We start from the raw sequence: 22,179 nt of genomic DNA, 5'->3' as shown, positions 1-22,179 counted from the left end.
CGTGGGCGCACCCGTCTGCTGATCAAGCAGCCCCGGTGCGGGTCACGACCTACTGATGACCGCTGCCCGTCTGGGTGAGGGCGGCGGCCAGGCCAAGGGCCACGGCCATCAGCGTGACCTCGTACCCGGCCCACAACAGCAGCGGCATGCGGCTCGCCGCCATCCGGCGGCGGGTGAGCCAGCCGAGGCACCCGATCACGCACAGGGCCGCCGTCTTCGCCACCAGCAGCTGACCGGTGCCGGTGGCGAGGTACAGCTGCACCGCCGCCTCCCACCGGACGTGCGCGAGCGCGGGCGGCAGCCGGACGGCGGCCGTGAGCACGCCCGTGGCCGCGACGGCGGCGATGCACACCGCGGCGAGCCGGGAGAAACGGGGCAGCACGGCGACGAGCAGGCCGCGCCGGGACGCGACCAGCACGAGGATCGCGCCCAGACCACCGACCCACGCGGCCGCGGCCGCCACGTGGATCCCGACGCCGACGACCGCGACCAGCTGGTAGGCGTGCGCCGCACCGGAGTGGCCCGTGACGGCCGGCGTGATCACCGCGAACAGGGCGGCGGCGAGCACCACCCGCGGCGGGACGAGCGAAGGCCTGCGCACCCGGACGACCGCGCAGCCGACGACGAGCGCGGTGGCGCAGGCGACGAGCAGCATGCCCTGGCCCGCTCCGAGCCGGGTGGCCCAGGTGACCAGCTCGTCCGGTTCGACCGCGGTGACCGGGCGGGCGAACGCGGCGGCGGCGCCGAAGACGATCGCGAACAGGACGGCCACCAGCCACGCGCCCGCGGCGGTGAGCGCGGCCCGCCCCGTCCGCGCGAGCACCGGCGCCGCCCGCCGGTCCCCGGCCGGGAGGAGGACCTCGAGCAGCGCGAGGCCGACGACCGCGACCCCGGCCACGTCCATCGCCGTGCGGCTCACCGTGACCCCGGCCGTCGTGGCGTCGGGCAGCACGCCGTCGGCCGCCGCGGCCAGCAGCACACCGGCGCCGGTGGCGCCCAGCGCGACGGCCGCCCACCGGCCGACCGGCCCGAGGGCGACCCGCACCGGCGTGCGGGCGGCGGTCGCGCGGGTCAGCACTGCAGTCCCTCGTTCAGGCACTCGACGACCGCGTCCATCAGCTCGTCGGGCATGCCGTTGACGAAGTCGCCGTGGTCGGTGGCCGGGTGGTGCTGCTGGTCGGGGAAGGTGTCGAGCGCGAAGTTGCGCCCGCCCGGCTGGTCGTAGGCGAGGATCATCCGCAGCTGCGGTACCGCGACCGTGTCGTTCGGGCATGCGCCGGTCTGCTCGTCGGCGAACGTGACGTGCGAGCGGTGGTCCTCGGAGTCCAGGTTCTCGCCGTCCCAGCAGGACGGGAAGTCGAGGACGCGCAGCAGCCTGCTCCCGTCCGGGCACAGCGGGTACTGCGTGGTGGTCCGGTCCTCGAAACCGCGGCACGTCCACTGGGCACCGACGTTGTCCGCCCCGTTGGTCACGGCCTTCGCGTCCCCGGTGATCACCCGCATCAGCTGGGGCATGGGCGAGACGGGCCCGGTCGCGTTGCCGAGGAACTGCATGACGACCTGCGACGGTTCGATGATCTCCCCGACGTTGCCGTCCAGGCCGCCGCCGTCGTCGTTGTCGTCCGAACCGACCCGCGTGGTGTCGCGCAGCACCGGCCAGTAGAACGTGGACCGGTTGTCCAGCTCGCAGCTCGTCTCCGACGCCAACAGGTCGCCGGCGTCGGTGGACGCGTCCGTCGCGACGTTGCCGAGGTAGTCGTGCATGTGCTGGGCGCCGTTGACGACGCCGGGGCTGGCGATCCAGTTGTCGGAGTTGCGCAGCGCGGGGTCCGGCTCGCCGCACTCGGACACGAAGCTGCCGGTGGCGGCGTTGGCGTCCGGGGTGGGGTCGGCGACGACCTCGCCGACCTCACCGATGTCGGCGAAGTCGGCGAGGGCGGGCGGGGCGGCGTTCTCGCGTCCGGGGAACTCGTCGGCCGCATCGTCGTTCTGCTGGTCGTTCTGCTGGTCGTCGCCGCGGTCGTCGGCCTTCTCGTCCCCGTTGTCGTCGTCGCGGTCGGCCTGGCGGGCGGCGAGCGCCTGGCTCAGCTCGTCGCGGGCGTCGCCGCCCTCCCCGGCCCCCGCCTTGCCGCCCTCGTCGTTCTGATCCTTCTTGCCGTCCTCGCCCTCGTCGTCGCCGGACGGCTCGTCCTCGGTGGCGGCGACCAGGGCGAGGACGTGGCCGGGGGCCGGGTCGAGCTCGGCGAACCCGGCGGCGACGGCGCTCGTGGACGACGCGGCCGGTGCGGACGCGGCGCCCTCCAGCAGCGGGGGCAGCGCCAGCACACCGATCACGAGCAGGCCGAACACGGCCGGCCCGCCCGGCCGGCGCCGGTCCGGCTGCCGCCGCCGTGGCGGCTGGGTGCGCGGCGGCGCAGGCGGGCGCGGCGGCGCCGGGAACGGCCGCCCCGGTGGGTAGGCGGGAGCGGGCGCGGGGCCCGCGGGACGTGTGCGGGAGCGGTCGCGCAGCATCATGTCGAGCAGCGCCCCGCCGCCGAGCACGGCGACGAACGCGAGCCCGGCGGCGAGCCACGAGGACACCGAGGCCCCGCGGACCGAGGCCAGCACGCCGTCGAACGGCCCGCTCGCCTGGCTCCCGCCCGCCGTGAGCACCGGTGCCCCGGCCGCCGCGGGCGCGGCCGGGGCAGGGGCCGCCGCGGGAGCGGACGGCTGGGGGAGCGCCTCGAAGTCCACCAGGCCGGTGCTCTCGAGGTACTCGTGGTGGCGCGTGACGAACTGGGCGCACGTGGTCGCGAACTGGCGCACCAGCTCGTTCCTGGTGGCCGAGCGCACCTGCGCGATGATCGGGAGCACCACCCCGTGCGCCTGGCGCAGCCGGTTCACCGCGATGCGGTCGTAGTCGGCGCCGTTCTGCGCGGAGATCTCCGCCATCCACCCCTGCTGCTGCGCCGAGGGCTGGCTGGGCAGGGTGACCCCGAGCTGGTCGGCGGTCTGGCGGGTGATCGCGTCGAGCTCGGCGTGCTCGGTGGAGATGCGCCGGCCCGCGTCCCGCACGACCTGGTTGGTGGCTCGTTGCTCCATCTGCTGCCCGGTGGGGCCCTCCCACAGCCCGGCCTGGCGCACCTTCACCACCAGGTCGACGTCGGACGGTGAGAGCGGGCCGAACGCGGTGCGGGAGGCGGTGCCGGGCTGCTGGTTCGCGGCGGCGCCGCCGGTGCCAGCGGAGCTGAACACCGCGACGGTGACGATGACGGCCAGTACGACCGCGCCGGCCCAGCGCGCGGCCCTCGAGACAGGTGATCGCACAGCCGGTGCCCCTTCGCGTCTAGATCTGCTCTGCGTGGTCAGAACTGCTCGGTGTGGATGCGGTGCTCCGGAACGCCGAGTTCCAGCAGGCTGCGGGTGACGGCGGTGACGAAGCCGGGTGGACCGCAGACGAAGTGGTCGAGCGCCGAGCGCTGGCCGGAGTGGGGCAGCACCACGCGCAGCAGCGGCGTGCCGACGTCGCCCGTGGCGCCGGTCCAGCCCGGCGGGGGGTTGCGCAGGACCTCGACGACCGTGAGGTCGAGCCGCCGCGCCAGCTCGTCGAGCTCGTGCCGGAACAGCAGTTCGCGCGGTTCCGCCGCGGCCCGCACCAGCAGCAGCGGGCGCGGGTCGTGGCGGTCGGCGAGCGTGCGCACCATGGAGAGCATCGGCGTGATCCCCACGCCCGCGGCGACCATGGCGACACCGGACGCGGGCTGGGGGAGCAGGTCGAGGCTGCACGACCCGTAGGGCCCGTCGACCCACACCGGTGTGCCCGCCGGCAGGTTCCGCAGGACCGTGCCGAAGTCGCCGGTGGAGCGCACCGTGAACGCACACGCGCCGCCCGCCGCGGAGGAGGCGATCGTGAACGGGTGCTCCTCGCCACCGCGGGTGAGGCGCAGCCACGCGAACTGGCCGGGAGCGAACCTCAACGGGGCCTTGAGCGGGTCCAGGACCAGGGTGCAGACGCTGTCGGAGTCGTGCCGGACCTCCCGCACGACGTGCTCGCTCGAACGCCGTGCCGAAAGCGAGCGGTGGGCGAGCGCCGCCACGAGCGCGACGGCCAGCGCCACCAGCACCCAGCGCATCACGGGGTGCGCCACGAGCTGCCCGACCAGCTGGACGTGCAGCGCCGACAGCGCGACCGCCGCCACGCTCAGCACCAGGTGCGCCCAGCGCCACAGCTCGTACTCCTGACGCACCCGCCGCCGGAGCACGCCGAGCGCGATCACGCCCGCGAGCGCGACGGTGGCCGCGGTGGCGGCCCTGGCGCGTGGCGGCGCGTAGACCCAGGTGAGGAGGTAGACGTTGGCCGGGTCGGCGGCGATCACGACGGCGATGTGCAGCACCACGCTTCCCGCGGCCAGCACGCCCAGAGCCCGGTGGGCCGACAGCAGCGCCGTGATCCCGGCCGCCCCCGACAGCGTCCGCAGCCGGCAGATCAGCACGAACGCGCAGACGAACGCCGAGAGCGCGAAGAGGCCGGTGAGGTCGGTGAGCGTGGCCCACAGGGGCGCCGGGCCGCCTGCGACGACGCGGACGGCGAGCGGGGCGAGCAGCACGACGGTGAGGCCGGCGAACCACCGCTGCACCAGCCGCGCGGAGCCGCGTGCGGCCGCGACCGAGCCGGGCCCCGCCGGCACCTGCAAGGAGCTGGTCACGGCGCCTCCCCCCGGCGCCGGATCACGTCAGTAGCCATTGGAGGAGCCGCCCGTGCCGTCGCGGCCCGGTGCCGTGCTCTGGTGCTGCCGGGTGCTGCCGTCGTCGCCGGACGAGCGCGACCGGCCCTGCCCGCCGCCGCTGCCCTCGACGATCAACATGCCGGTCATCTCGGGGTGCAGCGTGCAGCTGAACTCGTAGCGGCCGGGCGTGGTCGGCGCGGTGATGGTGGCCGTGTCGCCCTGCTTCAGGTCGGGCGTCTCGAAGCTCCCGTCGGCGGCCGTGACGTTGTGCGTGGCCGCGTCGGTGTTCACGACCTCGACCTTCTCGCCGGGCGCGACGGTCAGCGGCTGCCCGAACGCGAAGCCGGCGATCGTGATCTCGGCGTCGCCGGACCGGCCGGCGGACGCGGGCTCGGACTGCGAGCAACTGCCGTTCGCATCCCCGTTGCCGTTGCCGGACTTCCCCTTCGCGCCGCTGCCGCAGTCGGAGTTCTCGGCGCCCTCGGCGAGCTCGTCGGCCGAGATGCCGAGCGCGTCGAGCAGGCCCTGCAGGGCGCCGACGACCTCCTCCCGATCGGCATCCTGCTTACCACCACCACCACCGGCGGCGTCGTCGTCCTCGGGAGGCCCGCCGTCGGAGGCCAGCACCGCCTCGGACGACGAGACCGGCGCGGGCGCGGCATCCGGTGCCGCCGGCCCGTGCTCGCCGGTGATCATGACGAGGAACACCACGGCGGCGGCGAGCGCGGCCGCAGCGATCCACCTCCGGCTCTTCATCGGATCCATCGGTATCGCCGTCCTCGTACGTCGGTTCGTTGCTCGGGTTTCTCGGGTGGGAGGGTCAGCCGGTGTCGGGCACGGGCATCGCGAACGGGGGCGCCGGCGCCGTCGGGGCGCCGAACCCGTCGGCGACGTGCGCGGCGAGGAGGTACCAGGCGTCGCGCGTGCGGCCCCGCCAGAGCGCCGGGTCGATCCGGCCGCCCGTGGCGAGGTGCGGGTCGGGCGGGATGTCGACCACCGCCCGGCACCGGGTGGCGAAGTGGGACCGGATGAGGGCGCGGTCGACGTCCGGGCTGTGCCGGTCGCCGCACAGCACGACGACCGACTGCTCGGCGGCCACCCGGTAGCCCTCGTCCGTCAGGAACGACAGGGTGCGGCTGGCCCGGTTGGCGCCGTCGACGGTGGGCGAGCCGACGACCACGAGGCTGTCGGCGGAGGCGAGCGTGGCCTCCATCGCCGAGTGCACCATGCCGGTGCCCGAGTCGGTGATGATCACGTTGTAGAAGCGTTCGAGCAGGGAGGTGACGTCCAGGTACTCCTCAGCGCTGAACGCCTCGCCCATCGCCGGCTCCTGCTCGCTGCCCAGCACGTGCAACCGGCCGGCGTTGCGGGTGTACCGGGTGAGCTCGGCGACCGAGGCCAGGTTGGGCATGTCCTCGTAGAGGTCGCGCACGGTGGGACCGCCCGGCCCCGTGAGGCGTTCGGCGAGCGTGCCCGCGTCGGGGTTGGCGTCGAGCGCCACGACGCGGTCGCCGCGCAGCTCGGCGAGCACCAGCCCCAGGCAGGCGGCCACCGTGGTCTTCCCGACCCCGCCCTTGACCGAGACGACGGCGACCCGGTGCGCTGCCGGCAGCGGCCGGCGGATGCGGTGGACCAGCTCCACCCGCGCCGCCTCGTGCGGGCTCTGCCCCGGGTTGATGCGGCCGCCGGACGCCGCGAACAGGGCCAGCCGCCATCCCTCGGTGGGAGTGGCCCGCTGGTGCCGGACCAGCGACTCGTCGGTGAGCACGGCGGCGCTCGCGACGTCGATGTCGGCGGGGAGGAACTCCGTGGAGGGCTGGTACGGCTGGGTGGGGGCGAGCCGGCTCCAGTCGGGAGCGACGGGGCCCGGCGGGATCACCGGGATCTCCTCGGTCGGGGGGTCGTCGCGGTCGTGGAACGGCGGGTCGTAGGCGCGTGGCCGCAGCCGCCACGGCGCGTCCGCGGGTGCCTCGCCGAACGGTGGCTCGGCGGGGAAGGCGGGGTGGTACCCGTGGGATCGCACGGTCACGGTGGAACCACCCCGTCCCGCGCCTCGGGAGGCAACGGCGGCACCACGATGACCGCGCCGATGTCGACCCGCCACTGGTCGGTGATCTCCCGGACCGGGACGAGCAGCTCGTACCAGTAGGAGTCGAGGCCCACCCAGCCCGGATCGGTCGGCGCCGGGGCGGCGGCCGGGTACGGGAGCACGTCGGTGCTGTGCCGGACGCAGCCGGGCGCCCTCGTGAGCCTGCGGAACGGTGTGACCCGGACCCGGACGTGGACGAGCAGGCGGTCCTCCGACAGTGCGATGACCGCGCCCGGCAGGGCCAGCTCACCCCGCTGGCGGCCGCTGCCCGACCAGCCCGTGGCCGCGAGCCGCTCCTCCCGCACCGGTGGGGTGACGTACGGCGCGAGCGCGCGGCCCCGCCGCTCGGGGTCGCCCTCGTCCCAGGACAGGAAGTCGACGCCGAACGCCGCGGCCAGCGCACCCGCGTCGGCGCGCCGGGCCGGAAGGGCGGCGGGGGCCGGGACGGCGGCGTGCGGGTGGCCGAGGTCGGCGAGGTCGGCGCGGGCCCGGTCGGTGGTCGGCCCGGGGCCCGGGGGCGGCGCGGGGCGCAGGTGCGGGGCCGGTGGCTCCGCGGTCCGCGGGTGGGCCCGCCGCGCGGCCGGGGGTCGACGCCACGCCCGGGGTGCGCCGCCGTCGCCGTGCTGTTGACCCGCTCGCCGACGCTCGTTCATCCGGCCGTCCGCTCACCGCGTTCGAGCGCCGAGGCGATGCCGGAGCCGCCGCGCTCGACGGGGGCGCTCGACCGGCTGGAACGCGTCGAGTCCCGGGAGGAGAGCACGTCCTCCAGGTCGCTCGAGCGGTTCGCGCCGCTCGCGCCGGACCTCTCGTCCTCGACGTCGGCGGCCTGCTGCCGCCCGCGGTCGGCGCAGCCCGGCCCGTCCTCGTCCTGGTTGCGGTCGAGCCGGTCGGCGCCGCCCCGCTCTCGGTCGAGCCGGTCCTCGGCGCCCGTCCGGTTCCGGTCGAGCCTGTCGTCGCCGACGCGGTCGTCGAGCATGCCGCCGTCGGTGCGCGCCGCCGTGGTCTGCCGGCCCGACCCCGTGGCGCCCGCCTCGAAACCGGCCGCGGCGAGCGCGGCGGCGAGGCGCCGGGACGTGGCGTCGTCGCTCTCGGCCACGACGTCGGCGAGCTCCTGCGCCAGTTCCTCGGCGAGTGCCGACGAGCTGGTGCTCGGGTCCCGGCCCGAATCCAGGCCGACGTCGGTGCCGGCCCGCTGCCGGCCCATGTCCGCGGTGCCGGATCGCTCCTCGCCGGGAGCGGCGATGCAGCGGGTGGTGGCCGCCGTGGCCTCGGGGGGCGTGCCGAGCGCGGCCGGGCCGGCGGCGGCGCCCGCCGCCGTCAGAAGTGCGATGACGAAGCTGCCTGCATCCATTCCGCTGGCCTCACAACTGGGAGTGACTTCTCTCGGTCCGGTGCGGAACCGTGTCAGCCCGGGGAGGCATGCGTGGGCGAACGCAGGAAAACGTGTGCAGGTGTGAACGGTGGGGTCAGAGCAGCAGGTCGGCGAGGTCCGCCGGGGCCGGCCGGCCCTCGGTGTCCAGGCCGCGGCCGGCGTAGTAGCCGGTGACCATCGCGGCGAGCCGCTCCGCGGTGAGGGTGGCGGTGCGGCCGGACCCCAGCTGCAGCGGGGTGTCGAGCATCCGGCGGGGCAGCACGTCGTCGGCGGTGGTGGCGCCCTCACGGGCGTTGAACTCGCGCTTGGCCAGCACGATCCGCCGGGCCGCCACACGCAGCTCGTCGGCCGTGACGTCCCAGCCCGTGACGGGGCGCAGGAGCGCTGCCCACTCCTCGAACGGCTCGGTGAACACGCCCCTCAGGAACTTGCAGAGGATCATCGAGTCCATCACGGCCGCGCGGTCCTCGGTGCCGATGGCGGCCGCGACGTGGGCGGGGCCGCCGGAGAGGCGGTCGACGGCCCCGGAGAGGTCGGCCTCGTAGGCGCCGGAGCGGTTGTGGTCGGCGCCGCGGGCGTTGACGGCGAGGCCGAGCGCCATGGACTGCAGGGAGCGCGGCTCGTACCCGGGCAGTTCCAGGCCCTTGACCTGCGGCGCGAAGTCGATCGAGCCGTGCCCGACCAGCCCGGCCGCCGCCCGGGAGCCGAGCGCGAGCAGCTCGCCCAGGCCGGGCTCGCGGGTGCCGATCAGGTCCAGGGCGCGCAGCAGCGCGGCACCGTCGCCGAACGTCAGCCAGGGCGCGTCGATCAGCCCGCGTTCGACGCACTCCATCGCCCACGCGATGGTGCCGCCGGCCGAGATCGTGTCGAGGCCGAGCTCGTCGCAGCGGGCGCTGGCGGCGAACACGTCGTCCGGGTCGGAGACCCCGCAGAGCGGGCCGAGCGCGAACACGTTCTCGTACTCCATGCGCTGGGAGCCGCCGCCCTTGCGCGAGTAGATGTGCTCGCAGCCGATCGAGCAGGACGCGCAGCTGTTGCGGGCGACGCCGCGCATCTCGTGCAGCTCCTCCGCGGCGAGCTTGGGGGCCTCCGCGAAGGTGGCGGCGGTGAAGTTGCGCGTCGGGAGGGTGGAGACGGCGTTGAACGCGAGCAGGTTCGCGAGGGTGCCGAGCTCGCGGTACTTGGCCGTGGCCGGGCCGAAGCTGCGCTGCCGCAGGTCCTTGGCGGCCGCGAGCACGGCGGCCGGGTCGGCGACCTCGACCTTCGTGCCGGCGCGCACGAGCATCGCCTTGAGGTTCTTCGCCCCGAGCACCGCGCCCAGCCCGCCGCGTCCGGCGTGCCTTCCGTCGTGGCTGATCGTGGCGTAGCGGACGCCGCGCTCGCCGGCAGCGCCGATCGCCGCCGTGCGCCAGCCGCGGCCGAACCGCTCCTTCACCGCCGCCTCCGCCGCGCCCGCGGACATCCCGGCCAGCTCGGGCGCCGGTTCGAGGCGCACGCCGTCCGCGTCGACCAGCAGGACCGACAGCTCCGCGGCCCGCCCGCGCACCACGATCGCGTCGTGGCCGGTGAGCTTGCCCGCGATCGCGAACTGGGACGATGCGAGCGCGTCGGTGAGCAGCCCGGTGAGGGGCGACTTCGCCAGCACCGCGAACTTCGCGCTCGTCGTCAGCGGGGTGCCGACGAGCGGGGAGAAGACGAACGCCAGCGGCGCCTCCGGGGCCAGCGGGTCGACCCGGGCGGGGGCGAGGCGGTGCAGCAGCCAGGTGCCAAGGCCCACCCCGCCGAGGTAGGCGCGCAGCACGCGGTCGGGCAGTTCCAGCACGTCACCGGTGGCCGACGTGGCGGAGACGTCGACGACCAGCGCGCGCCCGGAGTAGCCGCCTGCCGTCATGGTGCTGACTGTATGCGCACGCCGGCGTGATCGCCCCGATCGGGACATGGGCGGCAGGAGGTGCCTGTTGCCGAATCGGCGCGCTGCCGTCGCCGGGCTATCTCGTGTCTCGCGCATCCGGCGTGGGCGGATGCGCCCCGTCGACCGGGTGTGTGAAGGAGGCGGGGTGCGCGACCTGGGCCCGGGCTCGTCGCCGGCCGCTTCCGGGGTGCGTGGCCTGCGGTGGCCTCTTCGTGATCAGGTGTGGCTGGGCGCCCTCGGGTGGGCGCTGCGGCGAATCTCGGACCGATCAGCTGATCAAGCAGGCCGATGGCTCCACCTTCCGCGACCGGGCACCGCGGAAACACGTCCGGCTACCGCAGCTTTGCCGCAACATCGGCCGCACCGGCGCCTCAGCGGCGGGGCGCCTGCTCGCCGCGGCCGCCGATCAACCCCCCGCATCCGCCGACAGGAAGGCGACCGAGTCGCCCGCCACCAGCGGCATCTCGGGATCGCGGGTGATCTGGTCGCCGTTGAGCGCCGCGACGACGTGCCGGTCCAGCTCCAGCCCGACGGCGGCGGCAGCGGCGCCGAGGGTGGCGGCGCGTGCGGTGCCGGGCGCGGGGCCGCGGCGGGCGAGCGCCCCGAACCGCTGGAGCGTGACCTCGGGGGCGGGCCGCTCCCGGGCGTCGCGGTAGTCCGAGGGCTCGTTCACGTTGACGACCGAGTCCAGGTCCGGGTCGAGGCGCCGCAGCCGGGGGTCGGCGAGCAGTTCGGTGTCGTCGGTGTGGCGGGTGCGGCAGCGCTCGAACAGCTGCCCGAGCTTGAGCTGCCGCTCATCGGCCATCCGGGCGAGCACGGGAGCGAGCGTCGTGCGGTAGGCGGCGGCGAGCGGCTGGCGGTGGCCGCGGGCGTGCGGGAGGACGGCGTCCCCGTCGAGGAGGCCGAGCACCCGCCGGATGTACGCGGGGTGCAGGAAGGGCAGGTCCGTCGAGCAGACGAACGCCGCGTCGGCCCGATCGCCGAGCGCCGCGAGCCCGACGGCGATCCCCTGCACCGGGCCGAGCCCCTCGACCGGGTCGGCCACGAGCTCGACGGCGTCCGGGAGCGGCGGCAGCGGCTGGGCCGGCGCGTGGACCACGACGACCGGGCCGTCCACCGCGCGGGCCACCACGCCGGTGGTACGCCGGAGCAGGGTGGAGCCGTGCCACTCCAGCGCCGCCTTGGGCTCACCCATCCGGGACGAGCGTCCGCCGGCGAGCACGATGCCGGCTGTTCGGGGCGTCACCCGGGAGATCGTAGACACGGCCGACGCCGGCTGCCGCTGTCTGGGAGCCTTGAGGCCGGGTACCGGGAGGACGGGGAGCGAGGAGAGGGCCGTGACGACGAGCGACGCCCCGCGGCGGGGCCGTGGCACCGCGATCGGCGAGGGCATCACGTGGACCGCCCGGTGGAGCTTGCGGCTGATCCTCGTCGCCGGCGGCGTCGTGCTGATCTGGCTGCTGATCGGGGCGCTGTGGTCGATCGTGATGCCGACGGTGCTGGCGGTGATCCTCGCGACCATGCTCTGGCCACCCACGGCGTGGCTGCGCCGCCGCCGCTTCCGACCCGCGCTCGCGGCGGCGACGGTGCTGTTCGCCGGCATGGTGGTCCTCGCGGGGCTGGTCACGCTCATCACGACGTCGGTGGTCGGCAGCATCCCGGAGATCACCCTGAGCGCCACGCGAGGCATCCAGGCGATCCAGCAGTGGCTGTCCGGGCCGCCGGTCAACCTCGCGCAGAGCCAGCTCGACGCGGCCCTGCAGACGGCCACCGCCCAGCTGCAGCAGAGCGTCTCCACGATCACCACCAGCGTGCTCACCGGCGTCGGCAGCGTGGCGTCCGGTGTGGTCACCGCGCTGCTGACGCTGGTGCTCGCCTTCCTGTTCGTGAAGGACGGGCCGCGGTTCCTGCCGTGGCTGCGGGCGCTGGCGGGCGACGGGGCCGGTGGGCACCTCGCCGAGGTGCTGCGCCGCATCTGGAACACGCTCGGCGACTTCATCCGCGTACAGGCCTTCGTGGCGCTCGTCGACGGCGTGCTCATCGGGCTGGGGCTGGTCGTGCTCGGCGTGCCGCTCGCGATCCCGCTCGCCGTGCTCACGTTCCTCGGCGGGTTCATCCCGATCGTCGGTGCCCTGGTCGCGGGGGCGCTGTCGGTGCTCGTGGCGCTCGTGAGCAACGGGTTCACGACGGCGATGTTCGTGCTGGTGCTGATCGTGCTGGTGCAGCAGCTCGAGGGCAACGTGCTGCAGCCCTACCTGCAGGGCCGCAGCCTCCGGTTGCACGCTGCCGTGGTGCTGCTCGCCGTCACCGCGGGCAGCACGCTCTACGGCATCGCGGGCGCGTTCCTGTCGGTGCCGGTGGTGGCCGCGGCGTCCGTCGTCGTGCGCTACCTGGGGGAGCGCATCGACGTCCGCGCGAGCGGCGGCACGGCACCGCAGGTGGACCCACCGCTGGAGACCGTGCAGGTGGTCCCCGGGCTCCCCGGCGCACCCACGCCGGACCCGACCACGCCCGACCCGACCCTGGCCGATCCGGATGGGCCCGAACCCGGGCCGGACGTCCCGGAAGCGGACGTCCCCGAGATGCGTGACGGTCACCGTCCCGGCGGGGGCGGGAGCTGACGCATGGGGGAGGATGACCCACCGTGCGCGTCTACCTCGGTTCCGACCACGCCGGCTTCGAGCTCAAGGCGCACCTGGTCGCACACCTGACCGGGCTGGGCCACGAGGCGATCGACGTGGGACCCGCCGGCTACGACGCGCAGGACGACTACCCGCCGTTCTGCGTCGAGGCGGCCCGCCGCACCCTCGCCGACCCGGGCAGCCTCGGTGTCGTGCTCGGCGGCTCCGGCAACGGTGAGCAGATGGCGGCCAACAAGGTGCCCGGCATCCGGTGCGCGCTCGCCTGGAGCGTCGAGACCGCGAAGCTGGGCCGGCTGCACAACGACGCCCAGGTCGTCGCGGTCGGGGCCCGCATGCACTCGCTCGACGAGGCCGCCGAGATCGTCGCGACCTTCCTCGACACGCGGTTCTCCGGTGAGCCGCGCCACCAGCGGCGGATCGACCTGCTCACCGAGTACGAGCGCACCGGGGTGCCGCCCGCGCTGCCGCCCGAGCAGATCCCTGCGCGCACGACGACGACCTGAGAGTCGTGCCCGAAGGCCACACCCTCCACCGGCTCGCCGACCTGCACCGGCGTCGCTTCGCCGGGCGCCCGGTCGCCGTGTCCAGCCCGCAGGGGCGGTTCGCGGCGAGCGCGGCGATCGTCGACGGTCGCGTGCTGGAACGCTCGGAGGCGCACGGCAAGCACCTGTTCCACCACTACGGCCCCGACCTCGTGGTGCACGTCCACCTCGGGCTCTACGGGACGTTCGGCGACGAGCCGCTGCCCGCCGGCGAACCGGTGGGGCAGGTGCGGATGCGGATGGTGGGCGCCACCCACGTCGCCGACCTGCGCGGTGCCACGGCGTGCGAGCTGGTGACCGACGCCGAGGTCGTGGCGGTCCACGACCGCCTCGGCGAGGACCCGCTGCGCGCCGACGCCGACCCGGACCGCGCGTGGGCCCGGATCTCGCGCTCGCGCGCGCCGCTCGCGACCCTGCTCATGGACCAGTCCGTGATCGCGGGCGTGGGCAACGTCTATCGGGCCGAACTGCTGTTCCGACACCGGACCGACCCCCAGCTGCCGGGGCGCTCGCTGCGCCGGGCGCGATGGGACGCGATGTGGGGCGATCTCGTCACCTTGATGCGCGAGGGCGTGCGGACCGGTCGGATCGACACGGTCGCACCCGAGCACGACCCGGAGCGCACGGGCCGGGCACCGCGTCAGGACCGGCACGGCGGCGAGGTCTACGCGTACCGCCGCGCCGGGCTGCCGTGCCTCGTCTGCGGCACGCCCATCGCGCACGCCGCGCACGCCGCCCGGAACCTGTTCTGGTGCCCGCGGTGCCAGCGTGTCAAGCGAGGACGACGGGCAGCGCGACCAGGCCGTTCATGAGCAGTCCGGGGTTGCGGGCCGGTTCGCCGTCCGGGTCGGCGAGCCGCAGCCCGGGGAACCGCTCGAGCAGCGCGCCCAGCGCGATCCGGCCCTCCAGGCGGGCCAGTGGCGCGCCGAGGCAGTGGTGCAGCCCGTGGCCGAACGCCGTGTGCGAGTTCGCGGTGCGGGTGACGTCCAGCCGGTCCGGCTCGGGGAACCGCATCGGGTCGCGGTTGGCGGCGAGCAGGGCCGGCAGCACGACGTCGCCCGCGGGGATCGTCACGCCGCCCACCTCGATGGGCGCCGCCGCGACCGCGGGGATCGTCACCTGCACCGGACCGTCGTAGCGCAGCAGCTCCTCGACGGCGGCGGGCAGCCGCTCGGGCTCGGCCCGCAGCAGCGCGAGCTGGTCGGGGTGGCGCAGCAGCGCGTACGTGCCGGAGACGATGAGGTTGACGGTGGTCTCGTGCCCGGCGACGAGCAGCAGGAAGACCATCGAGGTGAGCTCGTCCTCCGAGAGCCGGTCGCCGTCCTCGTGCACCGCGATGAGGGCCGAGAGCAGGTCGTCGCCCGGGTCGGTGCGCTTCGCGGCGATCAGCTCCCGCACGTAGCCGACCATGCTGCGCGCCGCGCCGACGTAGACCTCGGGCGGGTGCACGGGGCCGTTCACGGTGATCGACGACCAGCGCCGGAAGTCGGCGCGGTCGCCCGGCGGGATGCCGAGCAGCTCGGTGATCACGGTGATGGGCAGCGGGAACCCGAAGCCGTCGACGAGGTCGACGGGCCGGCCACCCGCGCCCGCCGTGACCAGGTCGTCGAGCAGGCCGTCTGTGATCTCCCGGACGCGCGGTGCCAGCGCCTCGACCCGGCGGGTGGTGAACGCGGCGGTCACCAGCCGGCGCAGCCGGGTGTGGTCGGGCGGGTTCGTGCTGAGCAGGTGAGTGTTGATCGCGGCATTGAGTTCCGGCGGCATCGCGTCCATGTGCGGGCCGCCGACGGTCTTGGCCAGCGCCGGGTGCGAGAGCAGTTCGCGGACCTCGGCGTACCCGGTGACCACCCACGCCGGGACGCCGGTGAACAGCATGACCTTCTGCACCGGGCCGGTGCTCGCGAGCTCGGCGAACGCGGCGTGCCGGGCCGGGCCGGTGGTCTCGGTGAAGGGCGACGGGGCGGTGTGCGTGGTCACGGGCCCGACGGTAGCGACGACGGCGCGTCGGCAACCCGGTTCGACTGGCAGTCCGCTGAGATCCCCGGTGGCTCGAACCCGCCGGCCCGGCCGGTCAGCCCTCGAGCACCGCGGGGTCGATGCCGGCGAGCCGTTCCGGGTCGCTGAGGATGTCGAGCGCGCTGACCTTCCCCTCCGACACGGTGAACGCCGCCACGGAGACGAGCCGGCCGGCCCGGAACGCCGCGGCCCCGGGCGCACCGTTGACCAGCACGGGGCGGGTGAGCTCGGCGACCCGCGTGAAGGCCATCGCGCCCTGCGCCACCGCCTCCCGGCCCTGGAGCACGGTCCTCGGGCGCAGCGTCCCGCTGTCGATGCGCACCACCACGTCCGGGGCGAGGACGGAGACGAGCGTCTCGAGGTCGCCCCCGCGGGCGGCGGCGAGGAACGCGTCCACCACGGCGCGCTGTGCGCCGGGGTCGGCGTCCGGTTCCGGCTGGGCGCCGCGCACGCGGCGGCGGGCGCGGCTGGCCAGCTGCCGGGTGGCGGTCTCGCTGCGGTCGATGACGGGGGCGATCTCGTCGAACGGCATCGAGAACATGTCGTGCAGCACGAACGCGAGGCGCTCGGCCGGGCTCAGGGTCTCCAGCACGACGAGCAGCGCGAGGCCGACCGAGTCCGCGAGAACCGCCTGGTGCTCGGGGTCGGGTGCGGCGGCCTGGCCCGCGGGCGCGACCACCAGGTCGGGTACGTGCGCGTCCAGCGACTCCTCGCGGCGCTGGTTGCGGGAGCGCAGGACGTTGAGGCAGATGCGCGCGACGATCGTGGTGAGCCACCCGCCGAGGTTGTCCACGCCGGACGTGTCGCCGCGGGTGACGCGCAGCCACGCCTCCTGCACGGCGTCGTCGGCCTCGGCGCGGGACCCGAGCATCCGGTACGCCACCGCCTTGAGATGGGTGCGGTGCTCCTCGAACCGTTCGGCCAGGAAGTCCTCGTGCCGGTCCATCTGTCACATCCTTCCGTCCTCGCGTGTCAGAGCACTGACCCACGAGAGACGAGAGATGTGACAGGAGGCAGTCCCGTGCGTATGACGAACCCGGCGTTCGTGCTCCCGGACGCGATGAAGGGCATCCAGAACCTGCTGCGGGCGACGACCCAGGGCGGCGTGCCGCAGCGCACGCTCGAACTGGTGGGCCTGCGGGTCAGCCAGATCAACGGCTGCGCCGCGTGCGTCCAGGGACATGTGCGCGAGGCCAGGAAGGTGGGGGAGACCGACGAGCGGCTGATGGCCGTGGCCGTGTGGTGGGAGGCCCCGTACTTCGACGACGCGGAGCGCGCGGCGTTGCGGCTGGCCGAGGCCGTGACGCGAACGGCCGACCGGACCGACGAGGCCGTGCCGGACGCCGTGTGGGACGAGGCCGCCGACCACTACGACGAGAAGCAGCTCGCGGCGCTCATCATCATGATCGGCACGCTGAACCTCTTCAACCGCATCAACGTGACCGTCAAGGAGCACGCCGACCGGCCGAGCTGGGAGGCCGCCTGACGAGGGGTCGTGAGCGGATACGGGTGCCCGGGCACCCGTATCCGCTCACCGTCCGGCCTCGCTGCGCTCGGCCGACCGCTTCGCGGACCACGCTGTGTTGAATGGTTCGCTCGCTACGCTCCCGAACGAAGTCAGAAGTCGCCGAAGCCGCCGTCGAAGCCGCCGCCGTCGAAGCCGCCGTCGAACCCACCGGGGTCGCCCATGTCGGCACCGACGTCGCCCTGCGCGTCGCCACCGCCGTCGCCACCACCGTCGCCACCGTCGGCGGACGCCGCGCCGTCGGCGAACCCGTCGGCGTAGGCCACCCCGGACATGCCGGTGAACATCGCGCTGAACAGCAGGGCCGACCCGATCCCCCACGCGCCGGCGACGAGGGCCGGCTTCCACCACGGCTCGGAGTACCAGCCCTGCGGGACGGGCCGGCCGGCCACGGTGCCGCCGGGGTAGTAGTGCTGGTTGCGGGCCGACGGCACCGGGGAGGCACCGTAGGAGTGGCCCTCCACCTCGACCTCGCGGTCCTCGCTGACGGCGCCGGCACGCTCCTGCCCCGGGAGCGGGGGCAGCTCGGGGCCGGGGTCGATGCCCATCGCCGTGCGGGCGGCGCGGACGTAGTAGAGGCCTTCGCGGGCGGTCTCGGTGACCTGGCGTGCCTGGGCGACGCTGCGCGCCTGCTCCATCTGCGACCCGGCCGCGTTGTAGCGTTCCGCGGCGTCGGCGATCGCCTGCTTGGACGCGTCGTCGGTGCCGACGAGGTTGAGCACCTGGCCGCCCAGCCGCTCCACCCAGCGCCGGGCCTCGGACTTGGCGTCCTCCAGCTCGCGGGCCTGGGCGGCGCCCCGCTGGCGGATCAGCCATGCGACGCCCACCACGATCAGCGCGATGACGACGATGGTCAGGATCGTTCCTGTCACTCGAACCACTCCTCACCGGCGACAGTCACCTGGTCAACGCAGGTGGGGCCCGCCGCGTTCCAATAGGCTGCCCAGCCGTGGCCGACGCCAAGCCGATCGAGTGCTGGATGACCGACATGGACGGTGTGCTCGTGCACGAGGGACGGCTGATCCCCGGCGCCGACGAGTTCATCGCCCGCCTGCGTGCTGCCGGCAGGCCGTTCCTGGTGCTCACCAACAACTCGATCTACACGCCTCGCGATCTGCAGTTCCGCCTGCGGACCAGCGGGATCGACCTGCCGGTGGAGTCGATCTGGACCTCGGCGCTCGCCACCGCGAGCTTCCTCGACGACCAGCGGCCCCAAGGCAGCGCCTACGTCGTGGGCGAGGCCGGGCTCACCACCGCGTTGCACGAGATCGGGTACGTCCTCACCGACAACGCGCCCGACTACGTCGTGCTGGGGGAGACGCGCACCTACAGCTTCGAGGCGGTGACCACGGCCATCCGGCTGATCAAGCGCGGCGCGCGGTGGGTGGCGACGAACCCGGACGCGACCGGGCCGTCGCCGGAAGGGGTCCTGCCGGCGACCGGCGCCGTGGCCGCGCTGATCAGCCGGGCCACCGGCGTCGAGCCCTACTTCATCGGCAAGCCGAACTCGCTGATGATGCGGGCGGCGTTGAACCGGTTGGAGGCCCACTCGGAGACCACGGTGATGGTCGGCGACCGGATGGACACCGACATCATCGCCGGCCTCGAGGCGGGGATGCGGACGGTGCTGGTGCTGACCGGCATCACCCAGGCCAACGATGTCGAGCGCTTCCCGTACCGGCCCAACCGCGTGGTGGCCTCGATCGCGGACCTCGTCGAGGACGTCTGAGCGGGCATCGCACTGGCCGGATCCGCGCCACGCGGGCACGTCGGCGCGGCGCCGGGGACGCGCGCGGGCCCAGCGCTCCCGCGCGGGGCCCGTGGTCAACCCCAACCCCCGCGGATCCACTCGTGGCGCGCACGGAAGGCGTTACCCGCGGCGCGGGTCGGCGGAAACGACAGTGGTGTGATTTAGCATCGGGCCATGGACACGACGACGATGACGACCGGATGGTGGGCTTGCACCGGCTGCGGCGTCGAGGCCGAGCTGCCGGTCACCGCGACGTCCGGATGCGAGGTGCCCTGCCCGGACTGCGCGGAGCCGATGGCCGAGAACTGGCGCTGGGACGCAGTGGCCGCCTGAGCGCCATCATGACCCGGCGCCGTCGTACGGCCCGGGGATGCCTTCGATGCGGGACCGGGCCTCGGTGACCGCCGTCGGGTCCTCCACGAGGATCCCCCGCTCGGTCAGTGGTTGGCGAGCAGCTCGCCGACGTTGCGGATGTGCGCGGTCATGGCGTCGCGGGCCGTGCGCGGGCTGCGGTGGCTGAGCCCGCGCAGCAGCGGGAAGTGGTCCTCCGGCGCCGCCTCGGACCACCCGGTGACCGACGACCACGCCCGGAACGGGGCGTAGCGGGCCGTCGACCGCAGCAGCCAGCTCAGCTTGTCCGCCCGCGCGCTCCGGTTGATCAACGCGTGCAGCTCCCACTCGATCCGCTCGGCCGCGGAGTCTCCGCGGTCGATGGCGGCGACGACGGCGTCCGAGACCAAGGCCATCCAGGTCTGAGCGGCTCCGGCCGGTTCAGGTGGCCGGAGACAGGTCGAGCTCGTAGTCCTGCCCCACGAGGTCCGCACCGAAGCTGTGGTGCGGCTCCTCGGTCACGAGCCGGAAGCCGGTGGAGAGGTAGATCCGCCGGGCGGCGGCGAGCACGTCGTTCGTCCAGAGCCGCACGCGCTGGTAGCCCGCGTCGCGGGCGAACGCCACGCAGGCGTCCACGAGCCGGGCGCCGACGCCGTGGCCGCGGGCGTCCGGGTGCACGAGCAGGATCCGCAGCTTCGCCGTGCCCGGCTCGTCGCCCGCCACGCAGAAGATGCAGCCCACGCGCCTGCCGTCGAGCTCGGCGATCCAGGCGCGTTCGCGCTCGACGTCGTGGCTCTCGCCGAAGTCGGCCACGATCCTGGCCACCAGCGCTTCGAACGAGCCGTCCCAGCCGAACTCCGCCGCGTACTGCTCGCCATGGGCGAGCACCACCCAACCGAGGTCGCCCGGTTGTCCGAGCTCGCGGATCCGCACCTCGCCCATCGCTGCCTCCCTGGACTGAAACGACTGTTTCAGTGCAGACTGGCGCCATGAGCGCCGATCCGCAAGTCCCGTCGCCGCGCCGGGAGGAGCTGCTGGAGCTGGCGTACGCCTACGTCCTCCGCAACGGCATGGCCGGGATGTCGCTGCGCCCGCTCGCGGAGGCCGTGGGGTCGAGCCCGCGGGTGCTGCTGTACCTGTTCGGCTCCAAGGACGGCCTGGTGCAGGCCCTGCTGCGCCGCTCGCGTACCGAGGAGCTCGAGTTGCTCGCGCAGGTGCGGGCGGACGGCGGTGGGCCGGGCGAGCTCGTCGCGCGCCTCTGGGAGTGGCTCGCGGCACCGCAGCGGCGCGACCTGCTGCGGCTGTGGGCGGAGGGCTACGCCCGCGCGCTCGTCGAGCCGGACGGGCCGTGGGCCGGCTTCGCCGCGCAGACGGTGCGTGACTGGATCGACGTGCTCGGCGACGTGCTCGGCCCCGGGGCCGACCCCACGGCGGTCCTCGCGACGCTGCGCGGCGCCCTGCTGGACCTGCTGGCCACCGGCGACGAGGAGCGCACGACGGCGGCCGTCCGCGGGGCGACGGCTACCTCTCCCGGCGCATGACGGGAAGGTCCAGGTGCGTGGATTCGCCCAGCGTGAGGGTGAAGGTCTCGCCCGGCGGGCCGTGGTAGGAGAAGCACGAGGCGTCGTTGCCGGCGATCGCGATCCGGATCCGGTGACCGGAGCGGAGCAACGCGGACACCGGCAGGAGCTCGACGACCAGCTCGAGGTTCTTCCCGGGTTCGACCGGGAGACGGTCGGCGCGGGCGAAGCTGCGCGATACGCCGAGCCCCGTGGGCCCGGCCGGCCCGGTCGTCGCACGCTGGAGGAACCGCAGGCAGCCTTCGGTCAGGTAGGTCACCGATCCATCCGGGCCGACGTCCTCCAGGTAGACGTGGACCACGCCGTCGTCCCCGTTCGTCGCCAGGTGGAGCGTCACCACCGGGAAACCGAGAACGTGCAGGTCGGCCGGGAGCGGTGCGGAGGTGAAGGTCAGCAGCTTCTCGTCGGCGCCCCGCCGGTCCGGGTAGGCCGCACCCCGTCCGATCTCGCCGGCGAGCCACCGGTTGGTGGGGCCGGTCGACGAGGCGGGGTCGACGGCGTACCGCACGGTCGACCCGGGCCCCGCATCGGCGGCCAGCTCGCCGGCCGCACCCGGATACAGGCGGCGCACGTCGAGGTCCTCCGGCGGCCACGCGTCCACGGTGCGCCACCGACCCGTGCCGAGCGTGCTGTACGTCAGCGTGCCGCGTCCCGGCGGCGCCGGGTTCGCGTCGAGGTGTCGCGCGAAGAACTCCACCAGGCGCCGGTCCTGGCCCTCGGGGCCGGCGAGATCACTGTCGACGGGCCCCAGCGGGTCTGCGTACGTGCGACCGCCGTGCCCCCACGGCCCGATCTCGACCGTCTGCTGGTTGGGCAGGGTGGCGAACCGGGTCAGGGCGCCGGTGACGAAGGCGCCGTCGACCCATCCGACCCGCACGAACAGCGGGACGCCGGTCGTGGCGATCGCGTCGTGGGCGGCGGCCGGTGTGGTGATCGCCCAGTCGAGCCCGTCCACCCGGTCGTCGCGGAACGGCACCCGGTCCATCAGCGCGTGCACGTCGGCGTTCGACTGGTGCTCCGCGACCGCCTCGGCCAGCAGGGCCCGGCCGTCCGGACCGTCGACGGGTTTGACCGGCGCCGGGGGCTCGATCGACTCCGCCGGAACGCCCTGCAGCTCGGCCAGCCGCTCGCGGGCCCCGGCCACGCCGTCCTTGAGCCGGCACCCGTACATCCACCGGGCGAACCGGCCCGCGGTGGCGGCTCCGCCCGGATACATGAGCTGGCGGTACGGGTCGTACGGGCTGAACAACGCCGCGACGGCGACCAGGTGCGGGTTGCCCAGGCGCGCGACCAGCTCGGCGGCCTGGCCCTCGTAGGACGTGCCGCAGGCGCCGACCCGGCCGTTCGACCACGGCCACGCCGCCACCCAGTCGATCAACTCCCCGAAGTCGGCGATCTCGCGTTCACCGAGCTCACCGGTCCGCGCACCGAACGACGCGCCGGTGCCGCGCGCGTCGGCCACGACGAACGCGAACCCGGCGGCGTTCCACAGCTCGCCCTCCGCCCGGTTGGAGTCGAACTCTGGACCGGCGCCGGCCGGCTCCTGCGCGCGGTGGTAACGGGTGGTCCGGACCACCGCACCGACCGCCTCGCCCGCGGCGACCCGCTCCACCGGTAGCCAGACGTCGACGGCGAGGCGCACGCCGTCACCGACCGGGACGTACAGCGACTGCAGCCGACGGCTCGGGTCGAGGACCATGGGCCCGATCCTGGCA

The 22,179-nt window shown here is 74.6% G+C and carries 22 protein-coding genes; 7 read left to right on the top strand and 15 right to left on the bottom strand.

Annotated elements, in window-relative coordinates:
* Positions 1-49: 49 nt before the first annotated feature.
* The 9 genes from ACU436_RS30720 to ACU436_RS30680 all read right to left on the bottom strand — a co-directional run bounded on the left by ACU436_RS30720 (position 50) and on the right by ACU436_RS30680 (position 11,325).
* On the bottom strand, positions 50-1,078 hold the full coding sequence (locus ACU436_RS30720; protein WP_459030498.1) for a CopD family protein: 1,029 nt from the start codon (positions 1,076-1,078) through the stop codon (positions 50-52).
* Complete coding sequence (locus ACU436_RS30715; RefSeq protein WP_459030497.1) at positions 1,072-3,306, bottom strand: DUF1996 domain-containing protein; 2,235 nt, start codon at positions 3,304-3,306, stop codon at positions 1,072-1,074. Before ACU436_RS30715 ends, ACU436_RS30720 begins: the two co-directional genes overlap by 7 nt.
* Before the next feature lie 38 nt (positions 3,307-3,344).
* Positions 3,345-4,685 carry a ferric reductase-like transmembrane domain-containing protein gene (locus ACU436_RS30710; protein WP_459030496.1) on the bottom strand — a complete coding sequence of 447 codons (1,341 nt, stop codon included), beginning with the start codon at positions 4,683-4,685 and terminating at the stop codon, positions 3,345-3,347.
* A 27-nt stretch (positions 4,686-4,712) separates the two neighbouring features.
* Complete coding sequence (locus tag ACU436_RS30705) at positions 4,713-5,462, bottom strand: cupredoxin domain-containing protein (RefSeq protein ID WP_459030495.1); 750 nt, start codon at positions 5,460-5,462, stop codon at positions 4,713-4,715.
* 64 nt (positions 5,463-5,526) lie between these two features.
* Positions 5,527-6,735: a MinD/ParA family ATP-binding protein gene (locus ACU436_RS30700; protein WP_459030494.1), complete on the bottom strand. Its 1,209-nt coding sequence runs from the start codon at positions 6,733-6,735 to the stop codon at positions 5,527-5,529.
* Positions 6,732-7,448, bottom strand: coding sequence for a hypothetical protein (locus ACU436_RS30695; RefSeq protein ID WP_459030493.1), 717 nt, complete (start codon positions 7,446-7,448; stop codon positions 6,732-6,734). Before ACU436_RS30695 ends, ACU436_RS30700 begins: the two co-directional genes overlap by 4 nt.
* Complete coding sequence (locus ACU436_RS30690; protein WP_459030492.1) at positions 7,445-8,146, bottom strand: hypothetical protein; 702 nt, start codon at positions 8,144-8,146, stop codon at positions 7,445-7,447. The genes ACU436_RS30695 and ACU436_RS30690 overlap by 4 nt, the downstream gene beginning before the upstream one ends.
* Before the next feature lie 115 nt (positions 8,147-8,261).
* On the bottom strand, positions 8,262-10,058 hold the full coding sequence (locus tag ACU436_RS30685) for an aldehyde ferredoxin oxidoreductase family protein (protein WP_459030491.1): 1,797 nt from the start codon (positions 10,056-10,058) through the stop codon (positions 8,262-8,264).
* Between the two features lie 427 nt (positions 10,059-10,485).
* Positions 10,486-11,325 carry an NTP transferase domain-containing protein gene (locus tag ACU436_RS30680; RefSeq protein WP_459030490.1) on the bottom strand — a complete coding sequence of 280 codons (840 nt, stop codon included), beginning with the start codon at positions 11,323-11,325 and terminating at the stop codon, positions 10,486-10,488.
* A 91-nt stretch (positions 11,326-11,416) separates the two neighbouring features.
* On the opposite strand from ACU436_RS30680, the gene ACU436_RS30675 reads away from it, so the two are divergent.
* From ACU436_RS30675 to ACU436_RS30665, 3 genes are read left to right on the top strand one after another with little or no spacing between them, the layout of a single operon-like run.
* Complete coding sequence (locus ACU436_RS30675; protein WP_459030489.1) at positions 11,417-12,700, top strand: AI-2E family transporter; 1,284 nt, start codon at positions 11,417-11,419, stop codon at positions 12,698-12,700.
* 23 nt (positions 12,701-12,723) lie between these two features.
* Positions 12,724-13,224: a ribose-5-phosphate isomerase gene (locus ACU436_RS30670; RefSeq protein ID WP_459030488.1), complete on the top strand. Its 501-nt coding sequence runs from the start codon at positions 12,724-12,726 to the stop codon at positions 13,222-13,224.
* A gap of 5 nt (positions 13,225-13,229) precedes the next feature.
* Positions 13,230-14,075, top strand: a complete 846-nt coding sequence (locus ACU436_RS30665) for an Fpg/Nei family DNA glycosylase (protein WP_459030487.1) — start codon at positions 13,230-13,232, stop codon at positions 14,073-14,075.
* On the opposite strand, the gene ACU436_RS30660 is transcribed toward ACU436_RS30665, so the two are convergent.
* Both ACU436_RS30660 and ACU436_RS30655 read right to left on the bottom strand, forming a co-directional pair.
* The gene (locus tag ACU436_RS30660) at positions 14,035-15,240 is read right to left on the bottom strand and encodes a cytochrome P450 family protein (protein ID WP_459030486.1); all 1,206 of its coding nucleotides are present in this window, start codon (positions 15,238-15,240) and stop codon (positions 14,035-14,037) included. The genes ACU436_RS30665 and ACU436_RS30660 overlap by 41 nt on opposite strands.
* A 94-nt stretch (positions 15,241-15,334) precedes the next feature.
* Positions 15,335-16,225 carry a sigma-70 family RNA polymerase sigma factor gene (locus ACU436_RS30655; RefSeq protein WP_459030485.1) on the bottom strand — a complete coding sequence of 297 codons (891 nt, stop codon included), beginning with the start codon at positions 16,223-16,225 and terminating at the stop codon, positions 15,335-15,337.
* Between the two features lie 81 nt (positions 16,226-16,306).
* Between ACU436_RS30655 and ACU436_RS30650 the strand changes: the two genes are divergently transcribed.
* On the top strand, positions 16,307-16,765 hold the full coding sequence (locus ACU436_RS30650; protein ID WP_459030679.1) for a carboxymuconolactone decarboxylase family protein: 459 nt from the start codon (positions 16,307-16,309) through the stop codon (positions 16,763-16,765).
* 131 nt (positions 16,766-16,896) lie between these two features.
* On the opposite strand, the gene ACU436_RS30645 is transcribed toward ACU436_RS30650, so the two are convergent.
* A complete protein-coding gene (locus ACU436_RS30645; RefSeq protein ID WP_459030484.1) occupies positions 16,897-17,676 on the bottom strand; it encodes a hypothetical protein in 780 nt (259 codons plus the stop codon).
* Between the two features lie 107 nt (positions 17,677-17,783).
* On the opposite strand from ACU436_RS30645, the gene ACU436_RS30640 reads away from it, so the two are divergent.
* Positions 17,784-18,533, top strand: coding sequence for an HAD-IIA family hydrolase (locus ACU436_RS30640; RefSeq protein WP_459030678.1), 750 nt, complete (start codon positions 17,784-17,786; stop codon positions 18,531-18,533).
* A gap of 195 nt (positions 18,534-18,728) precedes the next feature.
* Positions 18,729-18,887 carry a hypothetical protein gene (locus ACU436_RS30635; RefSeq protein ID WP_459030483.1) on the top strand — a complete coding sequence of 53 codons (159 nt, stop codon included), beginning with the start codon at positions 18,729-18,731 and terminating at the stop codon, positions 18,885-18,887.
* Between the two features lie 104 nt (positions 18,888-18,991).
* On the opposite strand, the gene ACU436_RS30630 is transcribed toward ACU436_RS30635, so the two are convergent.
* Together ACU436_RS30630 and ACU436_RS30625 are read right to left on the bottom strand one after the other, a co-directional pair.
* A complete protein-coding gene (locus ACU436_RS30630) occupies positions 18,992-19,300 on the bottom strand; it encodes an FCD domain-containing protein (RefSeq protein ID WP_459030482.1) in 309 nt (102 codons plus the stop codon).
* Between the two features lie 25 nt (positions 19,301-19,325).
* A complete protein-coding gene (locus ACU436_RS30625; RefSeq protein WP_459030481.1) occupies positions 19,326-19,826 on the bottom strand; it encodes a GNAT family N-acetyltransferase in 501 nt (166 codons plus the stop codon).
* A gap of 47 nt (positions 19,827-19,873) precedes the next feature.
* Between ACU436_RS30625 and ACU436_RS30620 the strand changes: the two genes are divergently transcribed.
* Positions 19,874-20,425, top strand: coding sequence for a TetR family transcriptional regulator (locus ACU436_RS30620; protein ID WP_459030480.1), 552 nt, complete (start codon positions 19,874-19,876; stop codon positions 20,423-20,425).
* On the opposite strand, the gene ACU436_RS30615 is transcribed toward ACU436_RS30620, so the two are convergent.
* Positions 20,406-22,163, bottom strand: coding sequence for a CocE/NonD family hydrolase (locus tag ACU436_RS30615; protein ID WP_459030479.1), 1,758 nt, complete (start codon positions 22,161-22,163; stop codon positions 20,406-20,408). The genes ACU436_RS30620 and ACU436_RS30615 overlap by 20 nt on opposite strands.
* Between the last annotated feature and the right edge of the window lie 16 nt (positions 22,164-22,179).

The organism is Pseudonocardia wallangbongensis (assembly GCF_054486945.1).
The sequence above is the reverse complement of the archived record's forward strand: the minus strand, read 5'-3'. Positions and strand labels throughout refer to the sequence as shown.